Annotated in this window: 20 protein-coding genes and 3 pseudogenes; 13 read left to right on the plus strand and 10 right to left on the minus strand. The window is 72.2% G+C overall.

Annotated elements, in window-relative coordinates; translation table 11 throughout:
- Positions 1-162 precede the first annotated feature (162 nt).
- Positions 163-1,590, minus strand: a complete 1,428-nt coding sequence (locus tag R6Y94_RS27195) for a YibE/F family protein (RefSeq protein WP_318398691.1) — start codon at positions 1,588-1,590, stop codon at positions 163-165.
- A 122-nt stretch (positions 1,591-1,712) separates the two neighbouring features.
- Between R6Y94_RS27195 and R6Y94_RS27200 the strand changes: the two genes are divergently transcribed.
- The gene (locus R6Y94_RS27200) at positions 1,713-2,015 is read left to right on the plus strand and encodes a hypothetical protein (RefSeq protein ID WP_318398692.1); all 303 of its coding nucleotides are present in this window, start codon (positions 1,713-1,715) and stop codon (positions 2,013-2,015) included.
- 57 nt (positions 2,016-2,072) lie between these two features.
- Positions 2,073-2,762, plus strand: a pseudogene (locus tag R6Y94_RS45320) (RNA-guided endonuclease TnpB family protein); the annotation flags it as partial.
- A 283-nt stretch (positions 2,763-3,045) separates the two neighbouring features.
- On the opposite strand, the gene R6Y94_RS27205 reads toward R6Y94_RS45320, so the two are convergent.
- Both R6Y94_RS27205 and R6Y94_RS27210 read right to left on the minus strand, forming a co-directional pair.
- The gene (locus R6Y94_RS27205; protein ID WP_318398693.1) at positions 3,046-3,636 is read right to left on the minus strand and encodes a TetR/AcrR family transcriptional regulator; all 591 of its coding nucleotides are present in this window, start codon (positions 3,634-3,636) and stop codon (positions 3,046-3,048) included.
- Positions 3,633-4,199 (minus strand): alpha/beta hydrolase, encoded by a 567-nt coding sequence (locus tag R6Y94_RS27210; RefSeq protein WP_318398694.1) that lies wholly within the window; start codon positions 4,197-4,199, stop codon positions 3,633-3,635. Before R6Y94_RS27210 ends, R6Y94_RS27205 begins: the two co-directional genes overlap by 4 nt.
- A gap of 109 nt (positions 4,200-4,308) precedes the next feature.
- Between R6Y94_RS27210 and R6Y94_RS27215 the strand changes: the two genes are divergently transcribed.
- On the plus strand, positions 4,309-5,238 hold the full coding sequence (locus tag R6Y94_RS27215) for a DUF72 domain-containing protein (protein WP_318398695.1): 930 nt from the start codon (positions 4,309-4,311) through the stop codon (positions 5,236-5,238).
- An 11-nt stretch (positions 5,239-5,249) separates the two neighbouring features.
- Here the strand turns inward: R6Y94_RS27215 and R6Y94_RS27220 are convergent, their stop codons facing one another.
- Positions 5,250-6,209, minus strand: coding sequence for a threonine/serine dehydratase (locus R6Y94_RS27220; protein WP_318398696.1), 960 nt, complete (start codon positions 6,207-6,209; stop codon positions 5,250-5,252).
- A 48-nt stretch (positions 6,210-6,257) separates the two neighbouring features.
- Between R6Y94_RS27220 and R6Y94_RS27225 the strand changes: the two genes are divergently transcribed.
- Positions 6,258-7,025 carry an MBL fold metallo-hydrolase gene (locus R6Y94_RS27225; protein WP_318398697.1) on the plus strand — a complete coding sequence of 256 codons (768 nt, stop codon included), beginning with the start codon at positions 6,258-6,260 and terminating at the stop codon, positions 7,023-7,025.
- A gap of 117 nt (positions 7,026-7,142) precedes the next feature.
- Here R6Y94_RS27225 and R6Y94_RS27230 read toward each other — a convergent pair whose 3' ends face one another.
- The gene (locus R6Y94_RS27230) at positions 7,143-7,646 is read right to left on the minus strand and encodes a hypothetical protein (protein WP_318398698.1); all 504 of its coding nucleotides are present in this window, start codon (positions 7,644-7,646) and stop codon (positions 7,143-7,145) included.
- A 119-nt stretch (positions 7,647-7,765) separates the two neighbouring features.
- On the opposite strand from R6Y94_RS27230, the gene R6Y94_RS27235 reads away from it, so the two are divergent.
- Positions 7,766-12,931, plus strand: a complete 5,166-nt coding sequence (locus R6Y94_RS27235; protein ID WP_318398699.1) for a hypothetical protein — start codon at positions 7,766-7,768, stop codon at positions 12,929-12,931.
- Here the strand turns inward: R6Y94_RS27235 and R6Y94_RS27240 are convergent.
- The 3 genes from R6Y94_RS27240 to R6Y94_RS27250 are packed head-to-tail and all read right to left on the minus strand — an operon-like array spanning position 12,928 to position 14,257.
- Positions 12,928-13,545 (minus strand): hypothetical protein, encoded by a 618-nt coding sequence (locus R6Y94_RS27240; RefSeq protein ID WP_318398700.1) that lies wholly within the window; start codon positions 13,543-13,545, stop codon positions 12,928-12,930. The genes R6Y94_RS27235 and R6Y94_RS27240 overlap by 4 nt on opposite strands.
- On the minus strand, positions 13,542-13,862 hold the full coding sequence (locus R6Y94_RS27245) for a hypothetical protein (protein ID WP_318398701.1): 321 nt from the start codon (positions 13,860-13,862) through the stop codon (positions 13,542-13,544). The genes R6Y94_RS27240 and R6Y94_RS27245 overlap by 4 nt, the downstream gene beginning before the upstream one ends.
- Positions 13,859-14,257, minus strand: a complete 399-nt coding sequence (locus R6Y94_RS27250; protein ID WP_318398702.1) for a hypothetical protein — start codon at positions 14,255-14,257, stop codon at positions 13,859-13,861. Before R6Y94_RS27250 ends, R6Y94_RS27245 begins: the two co-directional genes overlap by 4 nt.
- A gap of 244 nt (positions 14,258-14,501) precedes the next feature.
- Here R6Y94_RS27250 and R6Y94_RS27255 point away from each other — a divergent pair, with 244 nt between their 5' ends.
- Complete coding sequence (locus R6Y94_RS27255) at positions 14,502-15,017, plus strand: SigE family RNA polymerase sigma factor (protein WP_318398703.1); 516 nt, start codon at positions 14,502-14,504, stop codon at positions 15,015-15,017.
- A 6-nt stretch (positions 15,018-15,023) separates the two neighbouring features.
- Positions 15,024-15,890 (plus strand): hypothetical protein, encoded by an 867-nt coding sequence (locus R6Y94_RS27260; protein WP_318398704.1) that lies wholly within the window; start codon positions 15,024-15,026, stop codon positions 15,888-15,890.
- 313 nt (positions 15,891-16,203) lie between these two features.
- On the opposite strand, the pseudogene R6Y94_RS27265 reads toward R6Y94_RS27260, so the two are convergent.
- Positions 16,204-16,338 (minus strand): annotated as a pseudogene (locus tag R6Y94_RS27265) (LuxR C-terminal-related transcriptional regulator); the annotation flags it as partial.
- Positions 16,339-16,753: 415 nt separating this feature from the next.
- Between R6Y94_RS27265 and mptB the strand changes: the two are divergent.
- The 6 genes and pseudogenes from mptB to R6Y94_RS27295 all read left to right on the plus strand — a co-directional run.
- Positions 16,754-18,199, plus strand: a pseudogene (gene mptB / locus R6Y94_RS27270) (polyprenol phosphomannose-dependent alpha 1,6 mannosyltransferase MptB); the annotation flags it as partial.
- Positions 18,196-19,602 carry a glycosyltransferase 87 family protein gene (locus tag R6Y94_RS27275; protein WP_318398705.1) on the plus strand — a complete coding sequence of 469 codons (1,407 nt, stop codon included), beginning with the start codon at positions 18,196-18,198 and terminating at the stop codon, positions 19,600-19,602. The pseudogene mptB and the gene R6Y94_RS27275, both read left to right, overlap by 4 nt.
- Positions 19,509-20,027 carry a hypothetical protein gene (locus R6Y94_RS27280; RefSeq protein WP_318398706.1) on the plus strand — a complete coding sequence of 173 codons (519 nt, stop codon included), beginning with the start codon at positions 19,509-19,511 and terminating at the stop codon, positions 20,025-20,027. The genes R6Y94_RS27275 and R6Y94_RS27280 overlap by 94 nt, the downstream gene beginning before the upstream one ends.
- A gap of 340 nt (positions 20,028-20,367) precedes the next feature.
- Positions 20,368-20,793, plus strand: coding sequence for a hypothetical protein (locus R6Y94_RS27285; RefSeq protein WP_318398707.1), 426 nt, complete (start codon positions 20,368-20,370; stop codon positions 20,791-20,793).
- Positions 20,790-22,196, plus strand: a complete 1,407-nt coding sequence (locus tag R6Y94_RS27290) for a glycosyltransferase 87 family protein (RefSeq protein ID WP_318398705.1) — start codon at positions 20,790-20,792, stop codon at positions 22,194-22,196. The genes R6Y94_RS27285 and R6Y94_RS27290 overlap by 4 nt, the downstream gene beginning before the upstream one ends.
- Entirely contained in the window at positions 22,103-22,621 is a 519-nt protein-coding gene (locus tag R6Y94_RS27295) for a hypothetical protein (RefSeq protein WP_318398706.1), read from the plus strand. The genes R6Y94_RS27290 and R6Y94_RS27295 overlap by 94 nt, the downstream gene beginning before the upstream one ends.
- 248 nt (positions 22,622-22,869) lie before the next feature.
- On the opposite strand, the gene R6Y94_RS27300 is transcribed toward R6Y94_RS27295, so the two are convergent.
- Positions 22,870-23,568, minus strand: coding sequence for a C39 family peptidase (locus R6Y94_RS27300; RefSeq protein ID WP_318394154.1), 699 nt, complete (start codon positions 23,566-23,568; stop codon positions 22,870-22,872).
- Positions 23,569-23,897: the final 329 nt, after the last annotated feature.

Raw genomic sequence — 23,897 nt, forward strand, 5'->3', positions numbered from 1 at the left:
CGGTAGCCCCCGCCGTCGAGCGCCTCGATCCGGCACTGCACGGCGACGGGCGGCCTGGAACGCAGGACCGGTGACCCGGGTCGGCGCCGTCGCGGGACCGAGCCCGAGGCGTTGGCCACCGTCCCGGCCGGTGTGGGGGTTGCCCTGGTCGCGGGTCCCCGGTTACCGCTTCCCGTCCGGATGGCGGTCGACGAAGGCCATCCACGGATCGGCCTCCGGGGCATCGCCACCCGCCGCCGACACCGGTGCGTCGCCACCTGCCCCCGGCGGGGGCCCGCCGGACGGTACCGACGGCGATGGCCGCTCTCCGACCCCGACCCCGACCCCGGCGGCGCCGCGCCGGGCCGCCGGAGCCGGAGCGGGCGTGGCCGGGACCGGTGGTACCGGACCTGCCTCCGGCTCGATGCCGCGCCGGGCGGCGAGCAGGGCCGCCAGGGCGGTGGTGATCGGGACGGCGGTGATCAGCCCGATGGTGCCGACCGCGCTGCGTACCAACTCCTGGGCGATCAGCGGGCTGGTGAGCAGCTCGCCGATCGGGGTGGCGGTGTCGGCGGCGAAGAGCAGCATCAGCGGCAGGGAGGCGCCGGCGTACGCCAGCACGATTGTGTTGATCACCGATGCGATGTGTGCCCGACCGATCCGGGTGGCCGCCGAGTAGAGCCGCCGGAAGCCGTACCCGGGATTGGCCAGGGCGAGTTCGCTGACCGTTGCCGACTGCGTGACGGTGACGTCGTCGAGTACCCCGAGTGAGCCGATCACGATGCCGGCCAGTAGCAGGCCGCGCATATTGACCTCACCCTGGGTGATGGAGAGGTAGTTGGAGGTCTCGTCGGCGATCCCGGAGAGGTGGGCGGCGGCGGTGGCGATCGCGGAGAGGGCCGCGGTGATGGTCAGGCTGGCCAGGGTGCCGGCCACCGCGATCGTGGTGGTCATGCTGAACCCGTGCGTCAGGTACAGCACGGTGAGCATGATCGCCGCGGCGCCGACGATGGCGACCAGCAGTGGTGAGCGCCCGTCGAGGATGGCCGGCACGATGAACATCAGCAGCACCGCGAAGGTGACGCCGAGCCCGGCCAGGGCGCTCAGGCCGCGCCACCGGCCGAAGGCGAGTACGGCGAGCGCGAACACCGCGCCGAGCAGCCACAACTGGGTGGACCGCTGGTGGTCGATGATCGAGTACTGCCGCTCGGGGCTCTCCTCCAGATAGAGCAGCACCACCTCGTCCCCGGCCGCCACCCGGATTGCGCCCGGCCCGGACGGTACGTCGGTGCTGACCCGCTGGCCGGCCCCGATGCCCTCGGTCAGGTCGACCGTGACCGTGCCGCAGTCGGTCGGGGCGCCGGTCGGCAGTTCCTCCCCGGCGGGCGGTGCGGCGCAGGGGGCCGACGCGACGGCGACGACCGTACCGAGCACCCGGATCGGACCGTCGGCCGGACCGGGCGCCGGGGTGTCCCGGGGCCACAGCAGTGCCATCGACACGAGGGTGAGCACCGCCGCCGGGATCAGCAGGGCCAGACTCAGCCGGCGCGCGGCGCGGCTGCTCGGCCGGCCGGGGAAGGGCAGGTGGCTGTGCGCGTGTTCGGAACTCATTAGAAGCCGCCCGCGAAACCCCTGGCTTCAGCCATGGGGAGGAAAGGGCGGTCAGGCGTGATGCTGATCCTTGGCATGGCGTCGACTCCTCCGTGTGGGCGGAACTGTCGGATGGGGCTGGGATGCTTCCAGTTGTGGAGGAGACGGTGCGGTACACCTACCGGTTGCGCCCCGGCGCGATCGCGGAGGCGGCGCTGTTGGCCGAGTGGGGCCGGTGTCGCTGGTTGTGGAACGAGGCCGTGCACCAGTACAGGACCGGCCGTAGGCCGACGTTCGGCAAGTTGTCGAAGTTGTTGACCGAGGTGCGGGCCCGTTCGTCGTGGCTGCGGGACGGGTCCCAGGTCGCGCGGCGGCAGACGTTGCGTACCTACGCTCTCGCCCTTCGACGCGAAGGGACGAGGCCGGCCGAGATCGGAGCGGCGTAAGGACATGCTGCCCAGCCTGGAATACACGGTGCGGGATTCTCGATCCGCGGCCGCCGGCTGCGGCTGCCCGCCGGCGTCACCATTCCGGTCGTCCGGTCCCGCGAGATGCCGTCCGATCCGACCAGCGTCCGCGTCTACCAGGACTGCCTCGGGCACTGGTACGCCTCCTTCGTCGTCTGCCGCGAGATCACACCCGCCCCAGATGCCGATGGGGCGATCGGTGTCGACTGGGGTGTCACGACGACCGCGACCACGACCGATGCTGCCTACGACCTGCCACACCACGGCCACCGGAAACGGTGCGCCGCCGAACTCGCCAAACTCCAACGCCGAATGGCCCGCCGCCGACGCCGCAAGGGTGCCCCGCCGTCGAACGGCCACCTGCGAGCCAAATGCCAGGCGGCGAAGCTGGCGAAGAAGGCGGCCCGGCAGAACACCCACGACGTCCGCGTCTGGGCGAAAAAGGTCGTCGACAACCACGCGACCATCGCGGTCGAGGACTTCAAGCCCACATTCCTGACCAGATCTCGGATGGCCCGCACGGCTGCTGACGCGGCGATCGGTGCGGCGAAGCGGGAGCTGGTCGACCGTGGCCGGCGGGCGGGCCGGAAGGTGGTGCTGGTACCGCCCGCCTACACCACGATGACCTGCTCGCAGTGCGGTACGAGAGCCAAGGACCGCCTCGGGCTGGGTGTCCGGTGCCACGGCTGCGGGTACACCGCGTGTCGGGACCGGAACGCGGCGAGGACGATCCTCGCCACGGCAGAGCGTGGCCGTGCTGGTGCCGACGACGTGAGACATGCGATCACCTCCTTCCGGGGCGGTGCTCTCGTGCGGTCTGAGCCAGAGATCCCCCGGCTTCCAGCCGTGGGAAGCGTTAACGGCTCGACTGCTGGCCCCTTCCCCTTCCCTTTGCGTCGGGTCGCCTCCGAGGGGCTCCGGCCCGAGCATCGCAGCCGGAAGCCGCCGACGGGCCAGCATGACACGCCGGTGACCTGCCGGACGCGACCCGGACCCCGGCGTCCGCCGGTCAGCGGACAAGGGCGTCGGTCAGTCGGACGGCGGTCTCCTGGTTCAGCGGCCCGTGCCCGAGCAGGAAGCGGTACCAGAACAGTCCGTACGCCTGGTCGACCAGGAGTTCGAGATCCAGTTCCGGGCCGAGTTCGCCGCGCTCCCGGCCCCGCCGGACGATGGCGTGCAGCGCGTCCCGGCGGGTCTGGGTGAACTGCCGGAACAACTCGGCGGTGCCCGGGTCGCGGGCCGCCTCGGCGGCCAGGGTACGCAGCACGGCCGCGGTCGCCGGCTCGCCCGCCCGGCGGAACGTGTGCGCGAGGTAGGTGCAGAGATCCTCCCGGAGTGATCCGGTGTCCGGGACCGGCACCAGCGAGTCGCTCCAGTCGGTCAGCGCCTCCAGCAGGACCGCGCCTTTCGACTGCCACCAGCGGTAGATCGTCTGCTTGCCGACCCCGGCCTCGTGGGCGATGACGTCGACGGTCAACCCGCCGTCGTGCCGGGTGGTGAGCAGCCGGAGCGCCGCGTCGAGGATCGCCTGCCGGGCCTCCTCGTTGCGGCGCCGACCGGTGTGTGCCCGGCGGTGGCCGTCGGAGCCGCTGGTCGTCACCGCACCAGCATATGATTTGTCGGAACTGTCGGTCTCGATAACGCCGTTCGTCGTCCCGGTGCCGTACGTAGCCCGTCGGCCCAGGCTTCCCCGGCCCGGCCGCCGCCGAAGTGCCGGACGGTGGCGGTCCGGTCCGGAAACGGGGTCGGCCAGCCGTCGAGCCAGCGGGCGATCCGCGCAGGGGTGTCGGCGTCCGGTCCCTGTGGCCCTGCCTCGGCCAGCACCAGCCGGGTGACCAGGCCGGGTTGGCGCGCGGCGACGGGAAACGCGGTGTGCCCGCCCAGCGACTGGCCGACCAGCACCGCCGGGCCGGTGACGGCCAGCGCCGCCGCGACGTCCGCGACGTGGGAGTCCCGGGAGACGTCGGTGGGCCGCCGCTCGCTGGCGCCGTGCCCGCGCGGGTCGAGGGCGTGCACGTGGTGCGTCGCGCGGAGCCAGGCGGCGGTGGCCGACCACACTCCGGCGTGGCCGCAGAGGCCGGGCAGGAGCAGCACCGGCCGACCGGCGCCGCCGAGATCGTGCAGTGCCAGCCGGGTGCCGTCCGGGGTTAACAGGTCGGGCACCTGGCGGACCATAGCAGGGCGGGCGCTCCGTCCACGATCAAGTAATTCTCCGGCCTGTCCCGGGTCGGTAGGTTTCGACCACCGTGACCGGTGGGGAGAGACTGTGCACATGGGCGAGATAAAGGTGGGCACCTCCTCCTGGGCGGACCGGTCGCTGCTCGCGTCCGGCTGGTACCCCCGGTCGGCCAACACCCCGGCCGGGCGGCTGGCCTACTACGCCGAGCGGTTCGGTCTCGTCGAAGTGGACACCACCCACTACGCCGTACCGGCACCGGAGACGACGTCGGCCTGGGTGGACCGTACCCCGCCGGACTTCACCTTCAACGTCAAGGCGTTCGGCCTGTTCACCGGGCACGGGGCGGAGCTGGCGGCACTGCCCCGGGACCTGCGGCCGGACGGCCGGGACACCGGTCGGGTACGCCGTCGCGACCTGCCGGAGTCGATCTACGACGAGTTGTGGCAGCGGTTCCGGGAGGCGGTCGAGCCGATCGCCGGAGCCGGCAAGCTCGGCGTACTGCTGTTCCAGTTCCCGCCCTGGCTGGGGCACGGCGATCGGGCGAAGGAGCGGATCCGCGACGCCGCCGAACGCTGCCGGCCCTGGCGGGTCGCGGTCGAACTGCGCCACGCGTCCTGGTTCGACGGTGACAACGCACCGGACACCGTCGGCTTCCTCGCCCGGCACGACATCACGATGGTCAGCGTCGACATGCCGCAGGGGCACGAGTCGTCGATCCCGCCGCTGCTGCTGGCCACCGCCGAGCCGGCGGTGATGCGGTTCCACGGGCACAGTCCGGAGTGGACCACCGGCGACAAGGAGGCCCGGTTCCGGTACGCGTACGGCGACGACGAACTCGCCGACTGGGCGAAGCGGCTGCGCGGCCTCGCCGACGAGACCGACGAGCTGCACCTCCTGCTGAACAACTGCTGCGCGGGCCAGGCACAGCGGGACGCGGCCAGCCTCGCCGCCCTGCTCGGCCCGGAGGCGGACTGGCCGGGCCGGTACGCCCGGCGCCGCGCCGCCCTGCGGGTGGTGCGGTAGCTCTGAGAGGATCAGCCGGCCAGGTCGGCGGGGTCGGTGTTGGCCCCGCAGAGCAGCACGGCGAGCCGCTCCCCGGCGACCGGCCGGTACGCCCCGGAGGTGAGCGCGGCCATCGCGGCGGCGGTGCCATGCTCGACGGCGACCCGGTAGTGGCTCCAGAGCAGCCGACGCGCCTGCACGATCTGCGCGTCGCTGACCAGCAGGCTGCGCACCCCGGCCCGGACCGCCACCTCGTAGGCGATCCCGCCGACCCGGCGGGCGCCGAGCGAGTCGGCGGCCACCCCGGCGACCGGTACGTCGACCGGCCCGCCCGCCGCCAGCGCCGCGTGCAGCGCCGAGGCGCTTTCCGGCTCGACCGCCACCGCCCTGGCCCGGCCGTCGAGTGCGGTGGCCACCCCGGCCATCAGCCCGCCGCCGCCGACCGCCACCAGCACGGTGTCCAGCTCACCGGTCTGCTCCAGCAGCTCCAGCCCGAGGGTGCCCTGACCCGCGCAGATTTCCGGCTGGTCGTAGGCGTGGCAGAACAGCGCCCCGGTGTCGGCGGCCCGCTTGACCGCGGCGTCGTACGCCTCGGCGTACTCGGTGCCGTGCCGGACCACGGTGGCGCCGAGCTGGCGCAGCTTGCCGATCTTGACGGCGGGGGCGGCGGTCGGCACGTACACCTCGGCCGGGACGCCGAGGGACTTCGCCGCGTAGCCGACGGCGGCGCCGGCGTTGCCGCCGGATGCGGTGACCACCCCGGCGGCCGGCAGCTCGCCGCGCTCGGCGGCGGCCAGCACCCGGTTGAACGCGCCCCGCGCCTTGAACGACCCCGAGTGTTGCAGGAATTCCAGCTTCAGCCAGAGCGCCCCGGCCGGGCCGGCGAGGTCGGGTTCGACCCGGGCCACCGGGGTGGTCCGGACGTGTCCGGCGATCCGGGCCGCCGCCTCCTGCACATCGGTACGGGTGATCACCCTCGTCGCCCCCTTCACCTGGTACGCCGTACGGTATCCGCGGCCGCCGGACCGCGCGGATAGGGTGTGGGGCACGGCACCCCGGTCCGCCCCGGACCCCGTTCGAGGAGTCACGCGATCATCGACGGCATCACCATCCGGCAACTCGCCGGCCGGGTCTGGCTCTCGTCCGGCGACCCGGACCCGGCGAACGTCCAGGCCGCGGTGGCGGTCATCGCCGACGACCGGGGCAGCGTGGTCGTCGACGCCGGGCACAGCCCCGCGCACGCCCGGGCGGTCCAGGCGGCGATGCGGGCCGCCGGGCTGCCCCCGGCCCGGTGGCTGGTCTACACCCACCACCACTGGGACCACGTCTGGGGCGCCTGCGCCTGGCCGGACGTGGAGATCGTCGGGCAGGCCGCCGGGCGGGAGCTGCTCCGGCAGGAGGCGGCTCGGCCGTGGAGCCACCGCTACCTGCGCGACCAGGTACGCGAGAATCCGCGACTCGGTCCGAGCTTCCGGGCCCGGGCGCTGGCCATGGACGACTGGGCCGACTTCACCGTCCTGCCCCCGACCCGTACCTTCACCGACGAGCTGACCCTGCCGACCGGGGTACGGCTGCGGCACGTCGGTGGCGCGCACGCCCCCGACTCGACGGTGGCGTACGTCCCGGACGCCCGGGTCGCGCTGCTCGGCGACTGCTTCTACCCACCGCCGGCACACCTGCGCGACCCGGACGACGGCCCCGACGTGGCGATGATGCGCGACCTGCTCGACGACGACTACGAGTGGTACGTCGACAGCCACGGCGAGCCGGCCACCCTGGCCCAGGCCCGGCAACTGCTCTCGGCCTGAGGCCGAGACCGGCGCTTCGGGTGCCGGCCGAGGACGACGCTCCGGGCCCGGGCGCTGCCGCGGGTGGTCGGCGACCCGGCCGAGTACCGTGCTCCGGCCGAGCACCGTGCTGCTGCGCTACGGGTTGCTGTCAGCCTCGACTCCGGCGGATCGGTCGGAGGTCTCCTGCCACACCTCGTCCGAGGCGGGAGGGCGGCCGATCATGCGGGACACGGGTGCGTTGCGGTGCGCCAGTTCGCGCCGCGCGGCGTTGACGAACCCCAGCCGGGCCTGCTCCAGCGGGGCGGAGAGCCGTTCCCACTCGGCGCGGCTGATCGGATGCGGCTGCCGACCGGCCAGGATGTGCAGGCGCCACATCTGTTCGTCGACGGCCACCGCCGCCGATGCCAGCCTGGTCTCCGACAGCAGGACGACCATGCCGAGTGTCCTGTTCCAGTCGGCCCAGTCGACCTCGGCGCGTCGGCCTTCCCGCCAGGGCCGGCTGAAGGTGTTGTAGACCTGTGCGAAGGACCGGAGAAAATCGGCGTACGCCTCGACCCGGAGGCCACGACTCCAGTGTGTCCGCTGGGTGCGGTAGCCGATGGCGCCACCTACCGCGACGCCGGCCAGGGTTCCGAGCACACCGCCGACTGTGGACAACAAGGTGTCCCACGAAGAGGCCATGCTGCCATCATGGCTGTGGCCGTCGACCGCCCGTTTCCTAGCGGGCGGAAACGGTGTCCGTCGACCGGGGAGGTGGGATGGAGGTCGGCTTCGCGACGTCCGAGGTGTCGGAGGCGCAGCGACCCGAGCTGGAGGAGGTGCTGCGCGGCATCGCGGTGGGTCCGCCGAGCGAGGACACCGCGCTTGCCGGACAGTGGCGTGGACAGGTGGAACGGGTCACCGTGCTGCGACGGCTGCCCGGGGCGCGCAGCGGCGCGGAGGTACTGGACGTCGTCGTGGAGCGCAAAGGTGTGGCTCGCGACGAACGCTGCGTCATCAAGATCGACGGTAGGTCGGCGGTCGAGGCCGAGTGGCGAGCGGTCCGTACCTACCTCCTGAACCGACCCCAGGCGATATTCGCGCCGGTCGACGCCGTGAGCCGGTCCGTGCTGGACGGGGCGCCGCACGGCCGGATCGACGCCGGGCGGGCTGCCATCGTCTACCGCCACGTCGCCGACTGGGCCAGTTCGCCGGAGGAGGTCCCGGAGACCCTGGAATCCATCGTCCGGACCGCGCTCGACGGGTGCACCCCGGATACGGCCGTCCGACTGGTGGAGACGCTGCTGCCCAAGCTGGCGGTGGCGCTACACGAGCCGTGCGACATCGTCCCTGGTCGACGGCGGCTCGAATCGCTCAATTCCACCCTCGGTGTGGATCTGGTGATCGAGGTGGACCGGATCCATCCGGACGGCTTTCCGAGCCTCGGAACTCCGCTGACCGGCGCGATCAACAAGATCCGTCGGCACGCCCGGGACGTCCTGAACGCGGCGACCCGACCGCCGTCCCATCCGGACCCGAACGCCAGGATCGCCGTCGGTGACGAGATCGCCCTGTTCGACCTGCAAATCTCGGCCGGGCCCGACGGACAGGTGTTCGGGCACGACGGATACACGACCGTCGAGGTACGACCGGCGACGACCCATGAGCTGTCCGGCGGGCTGGCCGGGCTCGCCGGGTCCCGGAGGCCGGTCGTCGGACGGGTCGTACAGAGTCGGGCGGAGATGCAGTGGGCCCGGGTCAACAGGTTCCTGCCCGGCGTCGCGGACGACGGTCGGGCTGCGGTGACCGTCCACGGTGTCGTCCTCGGACATCCGTTCACCGTCCTGCGGCAGATCCTGACGACCGACCTGCCGGGGCGGGTACGGGCGACCATGCACGGTGACCTGAATCCTCGGAACGTACTGGTCCTGGACGGCCAGCTCTTCCTCATCGACTTCGCCGCCGTGCGGGCGGAGCGGCCGGTCCTCGGCGATCCGGTGTGGCTGGAGACCTGTCTGCTCCGCGACGTCATCGCACCACGGCTGAGCTGGCCGGCGCTGGTGCGGCTCCAGCGCCTGTTGGCGGCGGCGACCCGGCTGCATCCGCTGGCGGCGGAGGCGGGAAACGACGTGCGGGACCTGCTGCCCGCCGAGGACGACGACCCCGCGCTACGCACGGCGTTCGAGCTGCTCTGGGCGATCCGGCGGATGGCCCACGCCGGTTATCCCGAGTCGGCCCGTAACGGGTTCTGCCGGGACTACCTCGAGCAGGTGACGCTTGCCGCCTGCCGCACGCTGAAGTGGCCGGACGTCGATCAGGACGAGGACAAGGTGCGGGCAGCCGTGGCCGCGGCGGGCGTGGCCGCGGAATGGCTCGACGGAGACGGGCCGTACCGGCATTGGCCGCAGGCGGAGGTGGAGCGGTTGGTCCGGACGGCGTGGAGCGGTTTGGCGTCGTCGGCCGGGCTCGCCGACGTGGTGGCGGAGGCGCTGCGGGCACTTGACCGCTACGACAACCTGACCGACGACGTCCGCGCCGTCGTGGACGACGCCCGGGCCCGGGTGGTGAGCGCCGCGTTCCGGCCGGTGGCGCAGGAGATCACGCTGCGGCGGCAGGTACGCCCGCCGTACATAGAGCTGGAGGCGTACCTGGATATCGGAGACTCGCGGCTGCCCCTGCCGATGTCGGACGGACACGGTGACGCGCTGACGCTGATCGCGCACTTGCCGCAGGTTGTCGTCGTCGGCGACGCGGGCGCGGGCAAGAGCACCCTGATGCGGGAACTCCAGAGCCGGCTGGCCCGCGTCGTCAGCCTGCTGGGTGGCGCCGAAGCCCGCTCCGGAGAGCCGCCGGCGCGGTTTCCGGTGCTGATCCGGGCCAGCGACATCGCCCATGCGCTGGCCGCGATGCGCGGCGGGTCGGATCCGGAGGCAGGCAGCCAGCCGGCGCGGGTACTCGCGCTCGCCGCGGGCCTGCCCGTCGAGGACGGCCACCTGCGCATCGGCGCCGTGCACGTCATGGTCGACAGTTTCAACGAGCTGACGGATGCCGACCGGCAATCCGTGGTCGGGTGGGTTCGGCTGCTGCGCCGGGCCTACGCCCGAACTCCCGTGGTGGTGGGGCACCGGAGCCTCGGCTTTTCGAGCGATCTGTTCGGCTTTCCGGTCGCCGAGCTGCAACCGGTGACCGAGGACAAGGCCCGTGCGTACATCACGGAGAGCCTGCGCCCGGAACACGGGTCTCCCGGCGCGGGAAAGGCCGACGGGCTGTTCGCGCTGCTGCACCGGCCGGAAAATCGGCAGATGCGGGAGCTGACCCGCAATCCGCTGTTTCTCTGGCTTCTGGTGCAGTACTACGCATGGCCCGACGCGGGGAACGGCACGCTGCCGGGCGATGTCGGCATGTTGTTCGGCGAGTTTGCCCGGCGGCTGCTGAAGCGGGTCGACGCTGTCGGAGCCGAGGGTGAGGTACTCGGTCCCTTCACCGTGCAGCTACAGGAAGCGGCGCTGGAGACACTGGGGGAGGCGCTGGTCGAGCGACACAACGTGACGGAGGTGTCGCGGGACGAGGCAGAGCGGCTGCTCGCCGGAGTGAACCTTTTTCAACCCGGACTGCGCGGCGCGTGCGACCCGACTTCCACCTGCGGCCACGACGGACCGCAGGACGAGGTTGAAAAGAGTCCACTGGTCGGCCCGGCCGGCGCGCCCGTCTTGCTTCAGGCGTTGCTCGACTCGGACCTGCTGCGCCACGATGGCGGCTACGTCCGCTTCCGGCACCAGCTGTTCCAGGAGTATTTCGCGGCCCGCGTTCTGGCCGGCGGAACGGACGACATCGATCTGCTGCGGGATCGCGCCATGCAGTTCAGATGGCGCGAACCGCTGCGGATCATGCTCGGCTCCGCCGACGGTCAACCCGACCGGGCGCGGCAGCTCGTAGAGCTTGTCCAGGGTGTCGACGCCGTCTTCGCCGCGCAGTTGCTGCGGGCCTGCGGTACTCCGCCCAGGGACGTGGTCGACCGCTTCGTCGCCGCCCAGCGCACGGTACTCCGGTCGCCCGCCTCCGGCACGGCGAGTTGGACGGCGGCGGCGCGAGGGCTCGTGGAGCTGGACTCGGCGGCGTCGCTGACGGCCCTACAGACGGTGGCGGAGGACCAGGATGTCGCGGCGGGTGCCCGAGAGATCGCCCTCGCGTTCCTTGTCCAGCGTGTCCTGCGCGGTGATTCCGGCGGCGAGAGGCGCGAGGAGCTCGACCGGCGACTGACCGACACGCTCGTCGGGCTGCTGCGCCCGGGCGTCCCGGATCCGCTACGCCGCCGGGCGATCGAGGCGGTCGGTGAGGTCCGGCTGACCGCGTTGGGACTGGCGACCGGCGACCTGATCGCCGCCACCAACCCGTGGGACGTCGTGGACGCGGCCTACCGGTCGCTGCGCCGGCTCGGCATGGCCCCGGGCGAGACACGGGAGCGGGAATACCAGGCCGCGAGCGAGCGGCGGCTCGCGACGATCGACGCCACCCTCCGCGCGACCGCCGACCGGGTACGCATCAAGCGACTCAACCACGAGCGTCTGGCCCACCTCGAGCGGATGTCCGAGGCCGGTTGCCTCGAGCCGCTGCTGTCCCGCCGATTCTCCTTCGGTATCGCCGGGGACAGGTTCTGGAGCCTGTGGCTCCGACCACGGCAGCGCTGGATCGCACCGGAGGAGATGGCCGGTGCGTGCGAGGTCCTACAGGGTGATCTCGACGGACCGGAGTTGGTCCGCCGGTACGCCGAGGGCGACGACTGGACCGCTGTCGCGGCCGTACATCGGATCCTGGAGAACCACACGGCGCACTGTGCCGAAATCCTGGAGCGGACGTCGCCCCGGTCCTCGCCCCGCCGGCTGCTGGCCGCCGCCCACGCGGCCGCCTCGGGCCGGGGCGACGTCGAGCGGCTCCGGTCGCTGGTCCACGACGTCGTGGAGGCGATCGATCCGGAGCGGGTCGAGGCGCTGACGGCGCTCGTCGCCGCCCTGCCGGCGCGGCTTGGCGTGGTGGCGTCGGCCTCGGTGGTACGGCGGCTGCGTGAACGTGGACAGCTCGGGTTGTTGCAGGGCTGGCCGTGGTTCCAGCTCTGGACGGATCTGCCGTTCGACGAGAAGCTGTGCCGGGATCTCCTGCTGGCCGCCCGGGACGACGACGGCGTGCGGTGGGACGACGAGAGCGTCGCGGCGGTGCTCTGGCTGAACGCCGATGTCGCCGGTGGTGCGTTGCTCGACGCCGGCAAGGTCGTGGTCTTTCCGGCGCTGGCCGAGGCCGAGGCCGCGCTCCTGGCGCGTGCTCCGGCCGAGGAGGCGTACACCGACCTTCCCGCGTTCCTCGGCGCCTGTGTCAAGGCCGACGTCAATTCGCCCGTGGTGCTCGAGTCCGCCTGCGCCACCGTCGCGCGGGTCGGCCCCGACTGGCCGGTGCAGGTGATGAGCAGCACCGCCTACGGCAGCTTCGAGCAGTCGATGCTCGCGGACGTCCTGGCCCGGATCGGCTTTCTCGCCCGGCGGGCCCACGACGCAGGGGACCGGGACAGCGCCCTGGACGCGTACGCGCTGCTCACCGGCGTACGGACGGCGGGTCTGCACCCGAGCGTGGAGCGAGGTCGTCTGGTCGGGCTGGCCGTGCTCGGCGACTGGCCGGCCGTCCTGACCCGGCTCGGCGGTGACGACCCGGTCCTGCACAGCATCGCCCGCAATGCGGTGGAGATCTGGTCCCCGGGTCCGTTCACCCCGAACGGCTACCGCGAGCACATCGACATCGCGCGGTGGCTCGCGGCCCGGCTGCACCGTGGCGGGTGCGAGCCGGCCGTCCGCGACACACTGCTGGCAGTCAAGGGTGCGGTGGAGCGACAACTCGGTGGCTATGTGGTCGTCGGGACCGCTCCGGAGGGTTCCCGCACGGCTGGGCTGGCGCCCTAGTCCGGTGAGGCGGCTTCGCCCGGCACCAGCGGGCCGTCCCGCCTGTCCGGTGCCCTGCCGGCTGCCGGAAGATCGACCGGCGTGATCTGGGCCAGGGTCTGCACGATCGCGGCCCGAAGGTTCGTCGCGACCTGCACCTCGATGAACAGTTGCAACCGTCGAAGGGTGGCCGCGGTCGCCACCCGCCCGGCCGCGGCCGCGCGGAAGGCTTCGTCGGCGGCGACGGCGGGCAGGAAGTGCGCGAGGGCTTTCGCCCGGAGGATCCGGGTTGCCGTCAGGCTGAGGATACCGAGCAGTGTGATCTTGGCAGCCTGGACGGAGATGCCGGTGGTGACCGCCATCTCGCCGATCAGGTCGGTTGCCCGGGCGGCAAGTTGGTGGTTGTAGTGCGCCTGGCGCCAGAGCGCGCCGAACGCGTCGATGGACGGGGCCTCGTTGTTCGTGACCACGTCCCGAGCCACCCAGTTCGCATCCTGGTCCACGTCCCGCAGGCCGGCCGCGAACGCCCGGAAGCTGCGGGCGAGGTCGAACAGGCGATCCTCGTCCGCGGCCGGCCAGCTACCGCCACAGAGTTCGTGCACCCAGGTGAGCTGGTGGGGAAGCTCGATCGTCACAAGCCCCTGCCGATCTTTCCGACGGTGGACGCGGCGCGTTCGTCGCTGCCCTCCCACTCGACCGCGATCCGTCGGAGGTTGGCGCCGACGTCGTCCAGGTCGTTCACCAGTACGCGGTATTTGCTCATGGCCAGCCTGGTGATCTCGGCGAAGGCGGCGGTCGAGGTCGCGCCGCCGTTCTCGTCGTCCCATCCCGGGCCTGCCGCGACGTCCGCGTCGAGTCGGGTGATCAACTCGGCCAACTGCCGACCGTAGTCGGAGATCGCCGCGGCGCTACGCTCGACATGGTGGATGTCGACCGCCAGCCATTCGATCACAGCGGGCCGGTCCCGCCGACGGCCCGGGAAAGATCGTTTGAAATCTGGTTCAGGGTCTGGTCGAGAGCGTCCACCATCTCATCCAGTTGATCGGCTATCGGCGGGAGGCCCTGAATCTGCTCGTGGACGTTGTCGACAGCCTTGCACACCGCCTCTTTGACGGCTCTCACGAGAGTCTGGTTGTCCACTCCGGCCGCCCAGTCGCGATCGATGACCAGATCGGTCAGGTAGCCTCGGTCGCCGACAACGGCGCGCACCCGACCATGTGCGGCGAGGCCCCGGCCTGCCGTGGGCCGGAACGCCTCGTCGGTCGTCTGACCCAATGTGGTCCGCATTTCGGTCAGTAGGGCGTCCATATGGTTGGCCATCCCATTGATCGAATAGCTGTCCGCCATGCTGCGGCGCCCCTCCGTATTAGGTCCACTATCGAGTGGCAGAGAGTTTCTCGGAACACCATTGAGCGGAGGACGTTACCAGACCGGCGTTCCAGGGGTTCGCCCCGACTATCGATGCTGAAATGATCGAACGTCGAGGCCATAAAGATCATTTCCTTGGAAGGTGTCAGCCAGCACTCGCGGGTTCCGTTTGGCCGCCTCGACGGGGAGGCAACCTTTCCCGACCCTGTCACGTGGTAGGACCGTGACGGACCGAGCAGGGCCGCTGTCGGCGGCCGACACCTCATTCGTGGCCTTCGTGGAGTCGGCCTGGCAACGCCACCTGAGGCTGGCGCTGCTGCTGACCGGCGACCGCTGGCAGGCCGAGGAATTGTTGCAGGACAGCCTGGTCAGGATGTACGAGCGCTGGCGCAGGTTGTCCCGGCACGACGACCTGCATGCCTACCTGAGGCGGGTGCTGACGAACAGCCACACCTCGGTGTGGCGGCGGCGACGGCGGGAGAACCTCGTCGCGGACGTACCCGACCGGCCGGCGCCGGCCGGACCGGACTCCGACGCCGACGAACTCCGCCGGGCGCTGCGGGCACTGCCGCCGAGGCAGCGGGCGGTGGTGGTGCTGCGGCACTACGAGGACCTGTCCGAGCGGCAGGTCGCCGAGGCGCTCAACTGCTCGGTCGGCACGGTCAAGAGTCAGTACTCGCGGGCCATGGCCAAACTGCGGGACCTGGTACGCGAGCCGGTCCTCGAACGGAACAGGTGATCTGGGATGAACTCTCTCGACTCGCGGCTGGCGAGCGGACTACGTGATCTGGTCGACGGCGAGCCGCTGTCGGCCGCCCCGACCGAGCAGATCCTCCGGCGCGGGGTGTGGGCCCGACGGCGCCGCGCGGTCGCGGTGGTCGGCGCCTCCTGTGCGGTACTGACGGTCGGGGTGGTCGCGACGACCGTGATCACCCAGTCGACGGCGGCACCGGACCGGCCGGCCGTCGTCGCCGAGGCGCCGTCGCCCCGGCTGGAACTCGTCGCGGCGATCGCCGCCAGCGAGAACGTCAGCTACCGGGTGAAGGCGACCAGCACCTACAACAAGTCGTACGGCGGCACCCGCACGCCGGACTCGTCGTACACCTCGGAAGGGGCGTTCGACCCGGCGACGACCAGTGGGTACTCGCGTTTCGACGGGGAGGAGAGGCAGCGCCTGGTCGCCGGGGTGCTCTACACGCACGTTGCGGGCGGGCAGTTCGTGCGGGAGCCGGGCCGAGCGGAGCGGCTGGCGTACGACCCGCACGTGCTGGACGGCGCGCTGAGCGGATCGGTGGACCGGGAACTGCTGTTCGGGGTACTCCGTCAGGCCGATGCCAAGATCATCAAGAAGGGCGACCGGGCGTACCACTTCGACGCGACCACGAAGTCGGACGGTGGCCCCGGGCCGGCGACCGTCCGGTTCGTCGGCGACGTCACCGTCGACGCCGACGGCCGGGTGGCGACGGTGCGCTACGACTGGCGGATGACGGGACGGACCACGGCGAAGCCGCCCACCACCTTCGCCCGCGAGGTGCGGGCGGTCATGGAGTTCTCCGGCTACGGCGCCCCGGTGACGGTCGAGCCGCCGACCAACGTGGTCGTCGCCGGATAGTCCACCCCGGCGCCCGGCTGGCCGGGACACCGACCGGTCCGGCGACCGGTGTCCCGGCCAGCGGTCCCGTCCGGCGGCCGATCCAGGCGGAGCGGCGCCGTCCGGACGGCCGGTCCCGGACGGCCGGTCCCGGACGGAGCGGCGCCGTCCGGACAGCGTTACCGGCGTCTGGCCTGGCGTTACCGGCGTCTGGCCAGGCATCGCTGGTGTCTGGCCAGACGTCGCCGGTGTCTGGCCAGACGTCGCCAAGAAACATGCCGGGAACGCTACGAACGGCCGGCCGCCGCCGGATCCGCCCGACGGCAGTGCCGGGCTACCGCGGTCGTCGTATCCCGGCGAGCCCGCTGCGGTAGGCGAAGACCACGAGTTGGGCCCGGTCCCGGGCGCCGAGCTTGGTCATCGCCCGGTTCGCGTGCGTCTTCGCGGTCGCCGCGCTCATCCCGAGTCGGGTGCAGACCGCGACCCAGACCGGGGCGGCCGGTGCGCCGCCGGGATACCGCGAGACGTGGTAGGCCAGGAACAGGCCACCGCCCAGCGCCGCCCCGGGCACCGCCGGGCGCCGCCCACCGCCCCGCCCCTCATCCGGCCACTGTACGGAGCCAGTCACCCGGAGACGTACCACGAACGCGGTAGTCCGGTGGCCGCCGGATCCGCCGGCCGACCCCGGCGGCGGCCGGCGGGCTACCACCGGTGGCCCCTGTCCTCGTGCACCCCGAGGCCACCGGCGCATCATCGAACTGTCGTTCTGCGGCCATATCGCACAGGAATCCTTCCGGGGTGCTGAGACTGAACCTTTTTCCACCTGAACCGCGCGGCGCCCACGCACCGCGTCCGACCTTGCGGTCCGCCGGACCGCGAGGGAGGTTGAAAAAGGTTCACTGCCTGCGGTGACCACCTACCGCATCCTGGGCACCGCCGGGACGACGATTCTGGCCTGCGCCGGGCTGGCCGCCGGGGCGCTGCCGGTCGATCCGGCCGGGGCGGTGCTGTGGCTGACCGACTGGCGACACCATCCGGGACCGGCCCTGCTCTGCGGATATCTCGGGCTCACCATGCTGGTGGCCGCGTGGTGGTGGGCGGGGCGCGAGATCCGGCGGCCGGACGGCGTCGAGGTCCGCAGCCTGCTGGTCACCCTCGCATTCTGGTCCGGCCCGCTGCTGCTCGCTCCGCCCCTGTTCAGCCGCGACGTCTACAGCTATCTCGCCCAGGGCGCGATGGTGCTGGCCGGCGCCGACGTGTACGAACACGGGGTGTCGCAGCTCGGCGGCCCGTTCGCCGCCGAGGTGCCCCAGATGTGGCAGCACACGCCGGCACCGTACGGGCCGGTGTTCCTCGGCCTGTCCGCGCTGGTTGCCGCTGCCGCCGGTACGGAGGTAACGGTCGGGGTGATCGGGCTGCGCCTGGTGGCCCTGCTCGGCGTCGCCCTGCTGGCGGTGTTCCTGCCCCGACTGGCCCGGCATGCCGGCGTCGAGCCGGGCGCGGCGGTGTGGCTGGGCGTGCTAAACCCGTTGGTGCCACTGCACCTGGTCGCCGGGGCGCACAACGAGGCGGTGATGCTCGGGCTGCTGGTGGCCGGGCTCTGCCTCGCGTTCGAGCGCCGCTTCGGGCTGGCCACGGTGCTGGTGACCCTGGCCGCGCTGGTCAAGGTGCCGGCGGTGGCGGGCCTGCTGGTGGTCGTGGCGCTGGCTCGGCCGCAGCACGGGATCCGGTCCGCGACGCTGCGTGCCGCCGGGCCGGCCCTGCTGACGGCGGTTGTGGTCACCGCCGCCACCGGTCTCGGGTACGGCTGGATCGCCGCGCTCCGGACACCGATCTACAAGCACAGCTGGTCGGTCTCCAGCGCTCTCGGGCGGGCGTCGGACCGGCTCGGCCAGGCGGCCGGGTTGGACCTCGGCGCCGCCCCGATGCAGTTCTGGACCTGGGGCGGTCTGCTCGCCGCCCTCGGCGGTACGGCCGTCGTCTGGTGGCACCGGCACCGGTTCGGACCGACGTACGCGCTGGGCCTGGTCCTGGCGGCGGTGGCGGTACTCGGGCCGGCCACCCGGCCCTGGTACCTGCTCTGGGGCCTGGTGCTGATCGCCGCCGCCGCACCCGACCGACCGGTACGCCGGCTGGCCTCCCTGGTCGCCGCGGCGGTGGCCTTCCTGACCCTGCCCAGCGGCTTCGGGCCGGATCCGACACAGCTCGTCCTCGCCACCACCGGGGTGGTGCTCGGCATCGTCGTGGTCGGGTGCTTCCGGCTGGGCGCCAACGCGGCACTGGCCGGCCCGACCTGGACCGGCCGGGCACTGGAGGGAACGTCCCGATGAGCACCAGACCGTCCGGCAGGCACGCCCAGGTCAGCCTGATCCTCGGGCTGGCCGCGGCGATCACGGTCGCGATCGCGCTGCTGCCCGGGCACCGGGGCTGGTTCGACGTCGGCGTCTACCACGGGGCCGTCAACCACTGGCTGCACGACCGTGGCCAGCTCTACGACTACGTCCGGCCCGGCACCGACTACGGCTTCACCTATCCGCCGTTCGCGGCGCTGTGCATGCTGCCGATGGCGTGGCTGGGCTGGCACCCGACGATCGCGGTCAACGTCGCCGTCACCGCGTTGGCCGCCGCGCTGGTGCTGTGGCTGCTGGTCGACCCGATCGCCCGGCGCGAGGGCTGGCACCGGGGGTTCGCGTTCGCGCTCGCCGCGTGCCTGTTCGCGATGCTCGGACCGGTACGCGACACGGTCAGCTTCGGCCAGGTCAACCTGGTGCTACTCGCGCTGGTCTACGCCGACGCCTGGCTGCTCGACCGGGGTCACCGGCTCGCCGGCATCGGCACCGGCATCGCTGCGGCGGTCAAACTCACCCCGGCGATCTTCATCGGCTATCTCGTGGTCACCCGACGCTGGCGGGCCGCGGCCACGGCGGTGGTGACCGGGGCGGCGGCGACCCTGCTGGCCGGGCTGGTGGACCCGGAGGCCAGCCGGAAGTACTTCGGGCAGGCGCTCTGGGACACCGGCCGGGTCGGCGCGTTGGACTACGTCTCCAACCAGTCGCTGCTCGGGTTGGTGGCGCGGTGGAATCCGGCGCATCCGGACCGGCTCGTCTGGATCGTGCTGGTCGCGGTGGTCCTGGTGGTGTGGGCGCACCGGTCCCGCCAGGCGGCCCGGCGCGGCGACGACCGGGCGGGTTTTGCCCTGACCGGAGTGGCCGGCTGCCTGGTCAGCCCCGTCACCTGGGTACACCATCTGGTCTGGCTGGTGCCCGCCCTGGTGGTCCTCGCCGACTCCGCGTTGCTGCGCCGGTCGGCCGGGGCGGCGGCGCCCGGGTTGTCGCCGTACGCTCCGCCGTCGCCGGGCGGCGCCGCTCGCCGGGCGTGGTGCTGGTGGAGCGGTGCGTACCTGCTGCTCTGCGGCAGCGTCGTCTGGTTGTGGTCGGTGGACCACAGCGGCGTCGTCGGGTTCCTCGGATCGAACAGTTACGTCCTGCTCGCCCTGGCCATGCTGGTGTTCCTCCCGGTGGCCACGGCCGCCGGCATCGAGGCCGTCGGAGAGCGTCCGGCGGCGGTGCGCTTGACCCTCGACCTCGTCGAGGCCCGAGCATCGGCGGTGCCGCACCGGCCGACACAGGGGAGTGGACGATGGAGCAGGGTACCGACGGCACGATGGCGAGCATCGCCGAGGCGGTCGAGTGGGGACGGGCCGGGCGTACCGGGGCGGCGCGGGAGCGGCTGACCGAGCTGTGGGGGCGGATCGGTCCGAGCGGTGACCCGTTCCACCGCTGCACCCTGGCGCACTATCTGGCCGATCTCCAGGACGACCCGGCCGAGGAACTCCGCTGGGACCTGCGGGCGTTGGAGGCCGCCGACACGCTGACCGACGAGCGGGCGCAGCGGCACGACGCCAGCCTCCGGGTCGCGGCGTTCCGGCCGTCGTTGCAGCTCAACCTCGCCGATGACTACCGCAAGCTCGGCCGGCCGGACGAGGCCCGGGCGCACCTGGCCCTGGCCCGGGAGAGTCTGCCTGCGCTCGGCGACGACCCGTACGGCGGGCTGATCAGGGACGGCGTCGAACGGCTCGGAGCGCTGCTGGCGACTGAGAAGCCGGCCTGGAACACCCGGGACTTTGACCTTCAGGTCAGCACCGACGGCAACACCTGACCGCGGTCGGCTCGGCCCGGGACAACACCGCCGACGTCACCACGCACACCGTGCCACCACGAACGGCCCGGTACGTCCGGCTGGACGTGCTCAACCCGACGAGTGACAGCGACCGGGCGGCCCGGTCTTCGAGTTGGAGGTCTGTCCGAGCTGAGGACCGTATCCGGAGACGACGAAAGGGCCAGCCCCGGGTGGGGCTGGCCCTTTCGCGTGTCGGTGCTTGTCGGTGGTGCTTACCCGTTGCCGTGTCAGGCGGAGTAGCCGCGTTCGGCGGCCCAGTTGGCGAGGGGTCTCCAGCGCTCTCGGGCGGGCGTCGGACCGGCTCGGCCAGGCGGCCGGGTTGGACCTCGGCGCCGCCCCGATGCAGTTCTGGACCTGGGGCGGTCTGCTCGCCGCCCTCGGCGGTACGGCCGTCGTCTGGTGGCACCGGCACCGGTTCGGACCGACGTACGCGCTGGGCCTGGTCCTGGCGGCGGTGGCGGTACTCGGGCCGGCCACCCGGCCCTGGTACCTGCTCTGGGGCCTGGTGCTGATCGCCGCCGCCGCACCCGACCGACCGGTACGCCGGCTGGCCTCCCTGGTCGCCGCGGCGGTGGCCTTCCTGACCCTGCCCAGCGGCTTCGGGCCGGATCCGACACAGCTCGTCCTCGCCACCACCGGGGTGGTGCTCGGCATCGTCGTGGTCGGGTGCTTCCGGCTGGGCGCCAACGCGGCACTGGCCGGCCCGACCTGGACCGGCCGGGCACTGGAGGGAACGTCCCGATGAGCACCAGACCGTCCGGCAGGCACGCCCAGGTCAGCCTGATCCTCGGGCTGGCCGCGGCGATCACGGTCGCGATCGCGCTGCTGCCCGGGCACCGGGGCTGGTTCGACGTCGGCGTCTACCACGGGGCCGTCAACCACTGGCTGCACGACCGTGGCCAGCTCTACGACTACGTCCGGCCCGGCACCGACTACGGCTTCACCTATCCGCCGTTCGCGGCGCTGTGCATGCTGCCGATGGCGTGGCTGGGCTGGCACCCGACGATCGCGGTCAACGTCGCCGTCACCGCGTTGGCCGCCGCGCTGGTGCTGTGGCTGCTGGTCGACCCGATCGCCCGGCGCGAGGGCTGGCACCGGGGGTTCGCGTTCGCGCTCGCCGCGTGCCTGTTCGCGATGCTCGGACCGGTACGCGACACGGTCAGCTTCGGCCAGGTCAACCTGGTGCTACTCGCGCTGGTCTACGCCGACGCCTGGCTGCTCGACCGGGGTCACCGGCTCGCCGGCATCGGCACCGGCATCGCTGCGGCGGTCAAACTCACCCCGGCGATCTTCATCGGCTATCTCGTGGTCACCCGACGCTGGCGGGCCGCGGCCACGGCGGTGGTGACCGGGGCGGCGGCGACCCTGCTGGCCGGGCTGGTGGACCCGGAGGCCAGCCGGAAGTACTTCGGGCAGGCGCTCTGGGACACCGGCCGGGTCGGCGCGTTGGACTACGTCTCCAACCAGTCGCTGCTCGGGTTGGTGGCGCGGTGGAATCCGGCGCATCCGGACCGGCTCGTCTGGATCGTGCTGGTCGCGGTGGTCCTGGTGGTGTGGGCGCACCGGTCCCGCCAGGCGGCCCGGCGCGGCGACGACCGGGCGGGTTTTGCCCTGACCGGAGTGGCCGGCTGCCTGGTCAGCCCCGTCACCTGGGTACACCATCTGGTCTGGCTGGTGCCCGCCCTGGTGGTCCTCGCCGACTCCGCGTTGCTGCGCCGGTCGGCCGGGGCGGCGGCGCCCGGGTTGTCGCCGTACGCTCCGCCGTCGCCGGGCGGCGCCGCTCGCCGGGCGTGGTGCTGGTGGAGCGGTGCGTACCTGCTGCTCTGCGGCAGCGTCGTCTGGTTGTGGTCGGTGGACCACAGCGGCGTCGTCGGGTTCCTCGGATCGAACAGTTACGTCCTGCTCGCCCTGGCCATGCTGGTGTTCCTCCCGGTGGCCACGGCCGCCGGCATCGAGGCCGTCGGAGAGCGTCCGGCGGCGGTGCGCTTGACCCTCGACCTCGTCGAGGCCCGAGCATCGGCGGTGCCGCACCGGCCGACACAGGGGAGTGGACGATGGAGCAGGGTACCGACGGCACGATGGCGAGCATCGCCGAGGCGGTCGAGTGGGGACGGGCCGGGCGTACCGGGGCGGCGCGGGAGCGGCTGACCGAGCTGTGGGGGCGGATCGGTCCGAGCGGTGACCCGTTCCACCGCTGCACCCTGGCGCACTATCTGGCCGATCTCCAGGACGACCCGGCCGAGGAACTCCGCTGGGACCTGCGGGCGTTGGAGGCCGCCGACACGCTGACCGACGAGCGGGCGCAGCGGCACGACGCCAGCCTCCGGGTCGCGGCGTTCCGGCCGTCGTTGCAGCTCAACCTCGCCGATGACTACCGCAAGCTCGGCCGGCCGGACGAGGCCCGGGCGCACCTGGCCCTGGCCCGGGAGAGTCTGCCTGCGCTCGGCGACGACCCGTACGGCGGGCTGATCAGGGACGGCGTCGAACGGCTCGGAGCGCTGCTGGCGACTGAGAAGCCGGCCTGGAACACCCGGGACTTTGACCTTCAGGTCAGCACCGACGGCAACACCTGACCGCGGTCGGCTCGGCCCGGGACAACACCGCCGACGTCACCACGCACACCGTGCCACCACGAACGGCCCGGTACGTCCGGCTGGACGTGCTCAACCCGACGAGTGACAGCGACCGGGCGGCCCGGTCTTCGAGTTGGAGGTCTGTCCGAGCTGAGGACCGTATCCGGAGACGACGAAAGGGCCAGCCCCGGGTGGGGCTGGCCCTTTCGCGTGTCGGTGCTTGTCGGTGGTGCTTACCCGTTGCCGTGTCAGGCGGAGTAGCCGCGTTCGGCGGCCCAGTTGGCGAGGGTGATGGTGCTCATCCAGTACTCGCTCTGGTTCGGGTTGGCCGGGTCGGCGATCTTGACCTTGCGGCCGTGGTCGTCGTAGCCGACGACGGTCAGGTAGTGCCCACCCTCGTAGGAGTGCGGGGTGCCGTCGACGTCGGTGGCGGTGCCCTTGATGTTCATCACGACCGGACGCTTGGCGTCGATGGCGTTGACGATGTCGACCTGGAGCCGGTCCATCTCGGCCGGCTTGGCCGTGGTGTCCGGGATCGCGACGGTCTTGTAGTCGCTACCGCCGGCCTTGTTCAGCACCCGGGTGGTGTCCTCGGCCGAGTTCGTACCGGCCTCGGTCGTGCCCAGCTGGCCGGCCACGTCGTCCTGGCTGGGGGTGTGCCCCTGCGCGGACAGCGCGATCCTGGTGGCGGCGGGTGCGCAGTAGTAGAAGTTCTCCTGCGCCTTGTACTGGTAGTCCAGGACCTTCGACGGTGCCCGCTTGTCGAGGTCGCGGATGTCGGCGGTCACCGACGCGGCGGTCGGCGAGCCCGGGGTCGGGGTGTTGTCCATCGCGATCGCGGGGCCGGCGAACGCGCCGCCGACGACGGCGAGCCCGGCGATACCCAGCGCGGTCTTACGGATCGGGGTTTCGGTGATGGCCGGTAGCCATCGGCTGACGAAAGTCATGATGGTCGCCTTCCATTCCGGGGGTACGACAACGCCGTGGAGGATCTGGCGTGTCGAAAGGAAAGAAACCCGAAAACCAGGTTCCCGGGGGATCGGCACTCGCCCGGCGGATTGCTGCTGCTCGGGTGTGCCCGGGGGATGTAACCGTGGCCGGCGGCCCGTCATTCCCACGGCCGGGGTCGGTCACCGGCCCGCCCACCCACGCACCCGGCCGGTCAGGCCGGGCCCGCTGCTGCGGACGTACGCCAGGTATAACCGTGGCCGGCGGCCCGGTGTTCCGCGATCCGCCCCCACCACCCACCCGATCATGACCAAAAACCGGACACCCG

It is taken from the genome of Plantactinospora sp. KLBMP9567 (genome assembly GCF_033446045.1).
GTDB lineage: Bacteria > Actinomycetota > Actinomycetes > Mycobacteriales > Micromonosporaceae > Plantactinospora.

Coding starts and splice junctions, on each gene's coding strand:
- R6Y94_RS27200 (WP_318398692.1), top strand. CDS start 1,713: ATGCTTCCAGTTGTGGAGGAGACGGTGCGGTACACCTACCGGTTGCGC.
- R6Y94_RS27295 (WP_318398706.1), top strand. CDS start 22,103: ATGGAGCAGGGTACCGACGGCACGATGGCGAGCATCGCCGAGGCGGTC.
- R6Y94_RS27280 (WP_318398706.1), top strand. CDS start 19,509: ATGGAGCAGGGTACCGACGGCACGATGGCGAGCATCGCCGAGGCGGTC.
- R6Y94_RS27290 (WP_318398705.1), top strand. CDS start 20,790: ATGAGCACCAGACCGTCCGGCAGGCACGCCCAGGTCAGCCTGATCCTC.
- R6Y94_RS27235 (WP_318398699.1), top strand. CDS start 7,766: ATGGAGGTCGGCTTCGCGACGTCCGAGGTGTCGGAGGCGCAGCGACCC.
- R6Y94_RS27260 (WP_318398704.1), top strand. CDS start 15,024: ATGAACTCTCTCGACTCGCGGCTGGCGAGCGGACTACGTGATCTGGTC.
- R6Y94_RS27250 (WP_318398702.1), bottom strand. CDS start 14,257: ATGGCGGACAGCTATTCGATCAATGGGATGGCCAACCATATGGACGCC.
- R6Y94_RS27300 (WP_318394154.1), bottom strand. CDS start 23,568: ATGACTTTCGTCAGCCGATGGCTACCGGCCATCACCGAAACCCCGATC.
- R6Y94_RS27215 (WP_318398695.1), top strand. CDS start 4,309: ATGGGCGAGATAAAGGTGGGCACCTCCTCCTGGGCGGACCGGTCGCTG.
- R6Y94_RS27275 (WP_318398705.1), top strand. CDS start 18,196: ATGAGCACCAGACCGTCCGGCAGGCACGCCCAGGTCAGCCTGATCCTC.
- R6Y94_RS27195 (WP_318398691.1), bottom strand. CDS start 1,590: ATGAGTTCCGAACACGCGCACAGCCACCTGCCCTTCCCCGGCCGGCCG.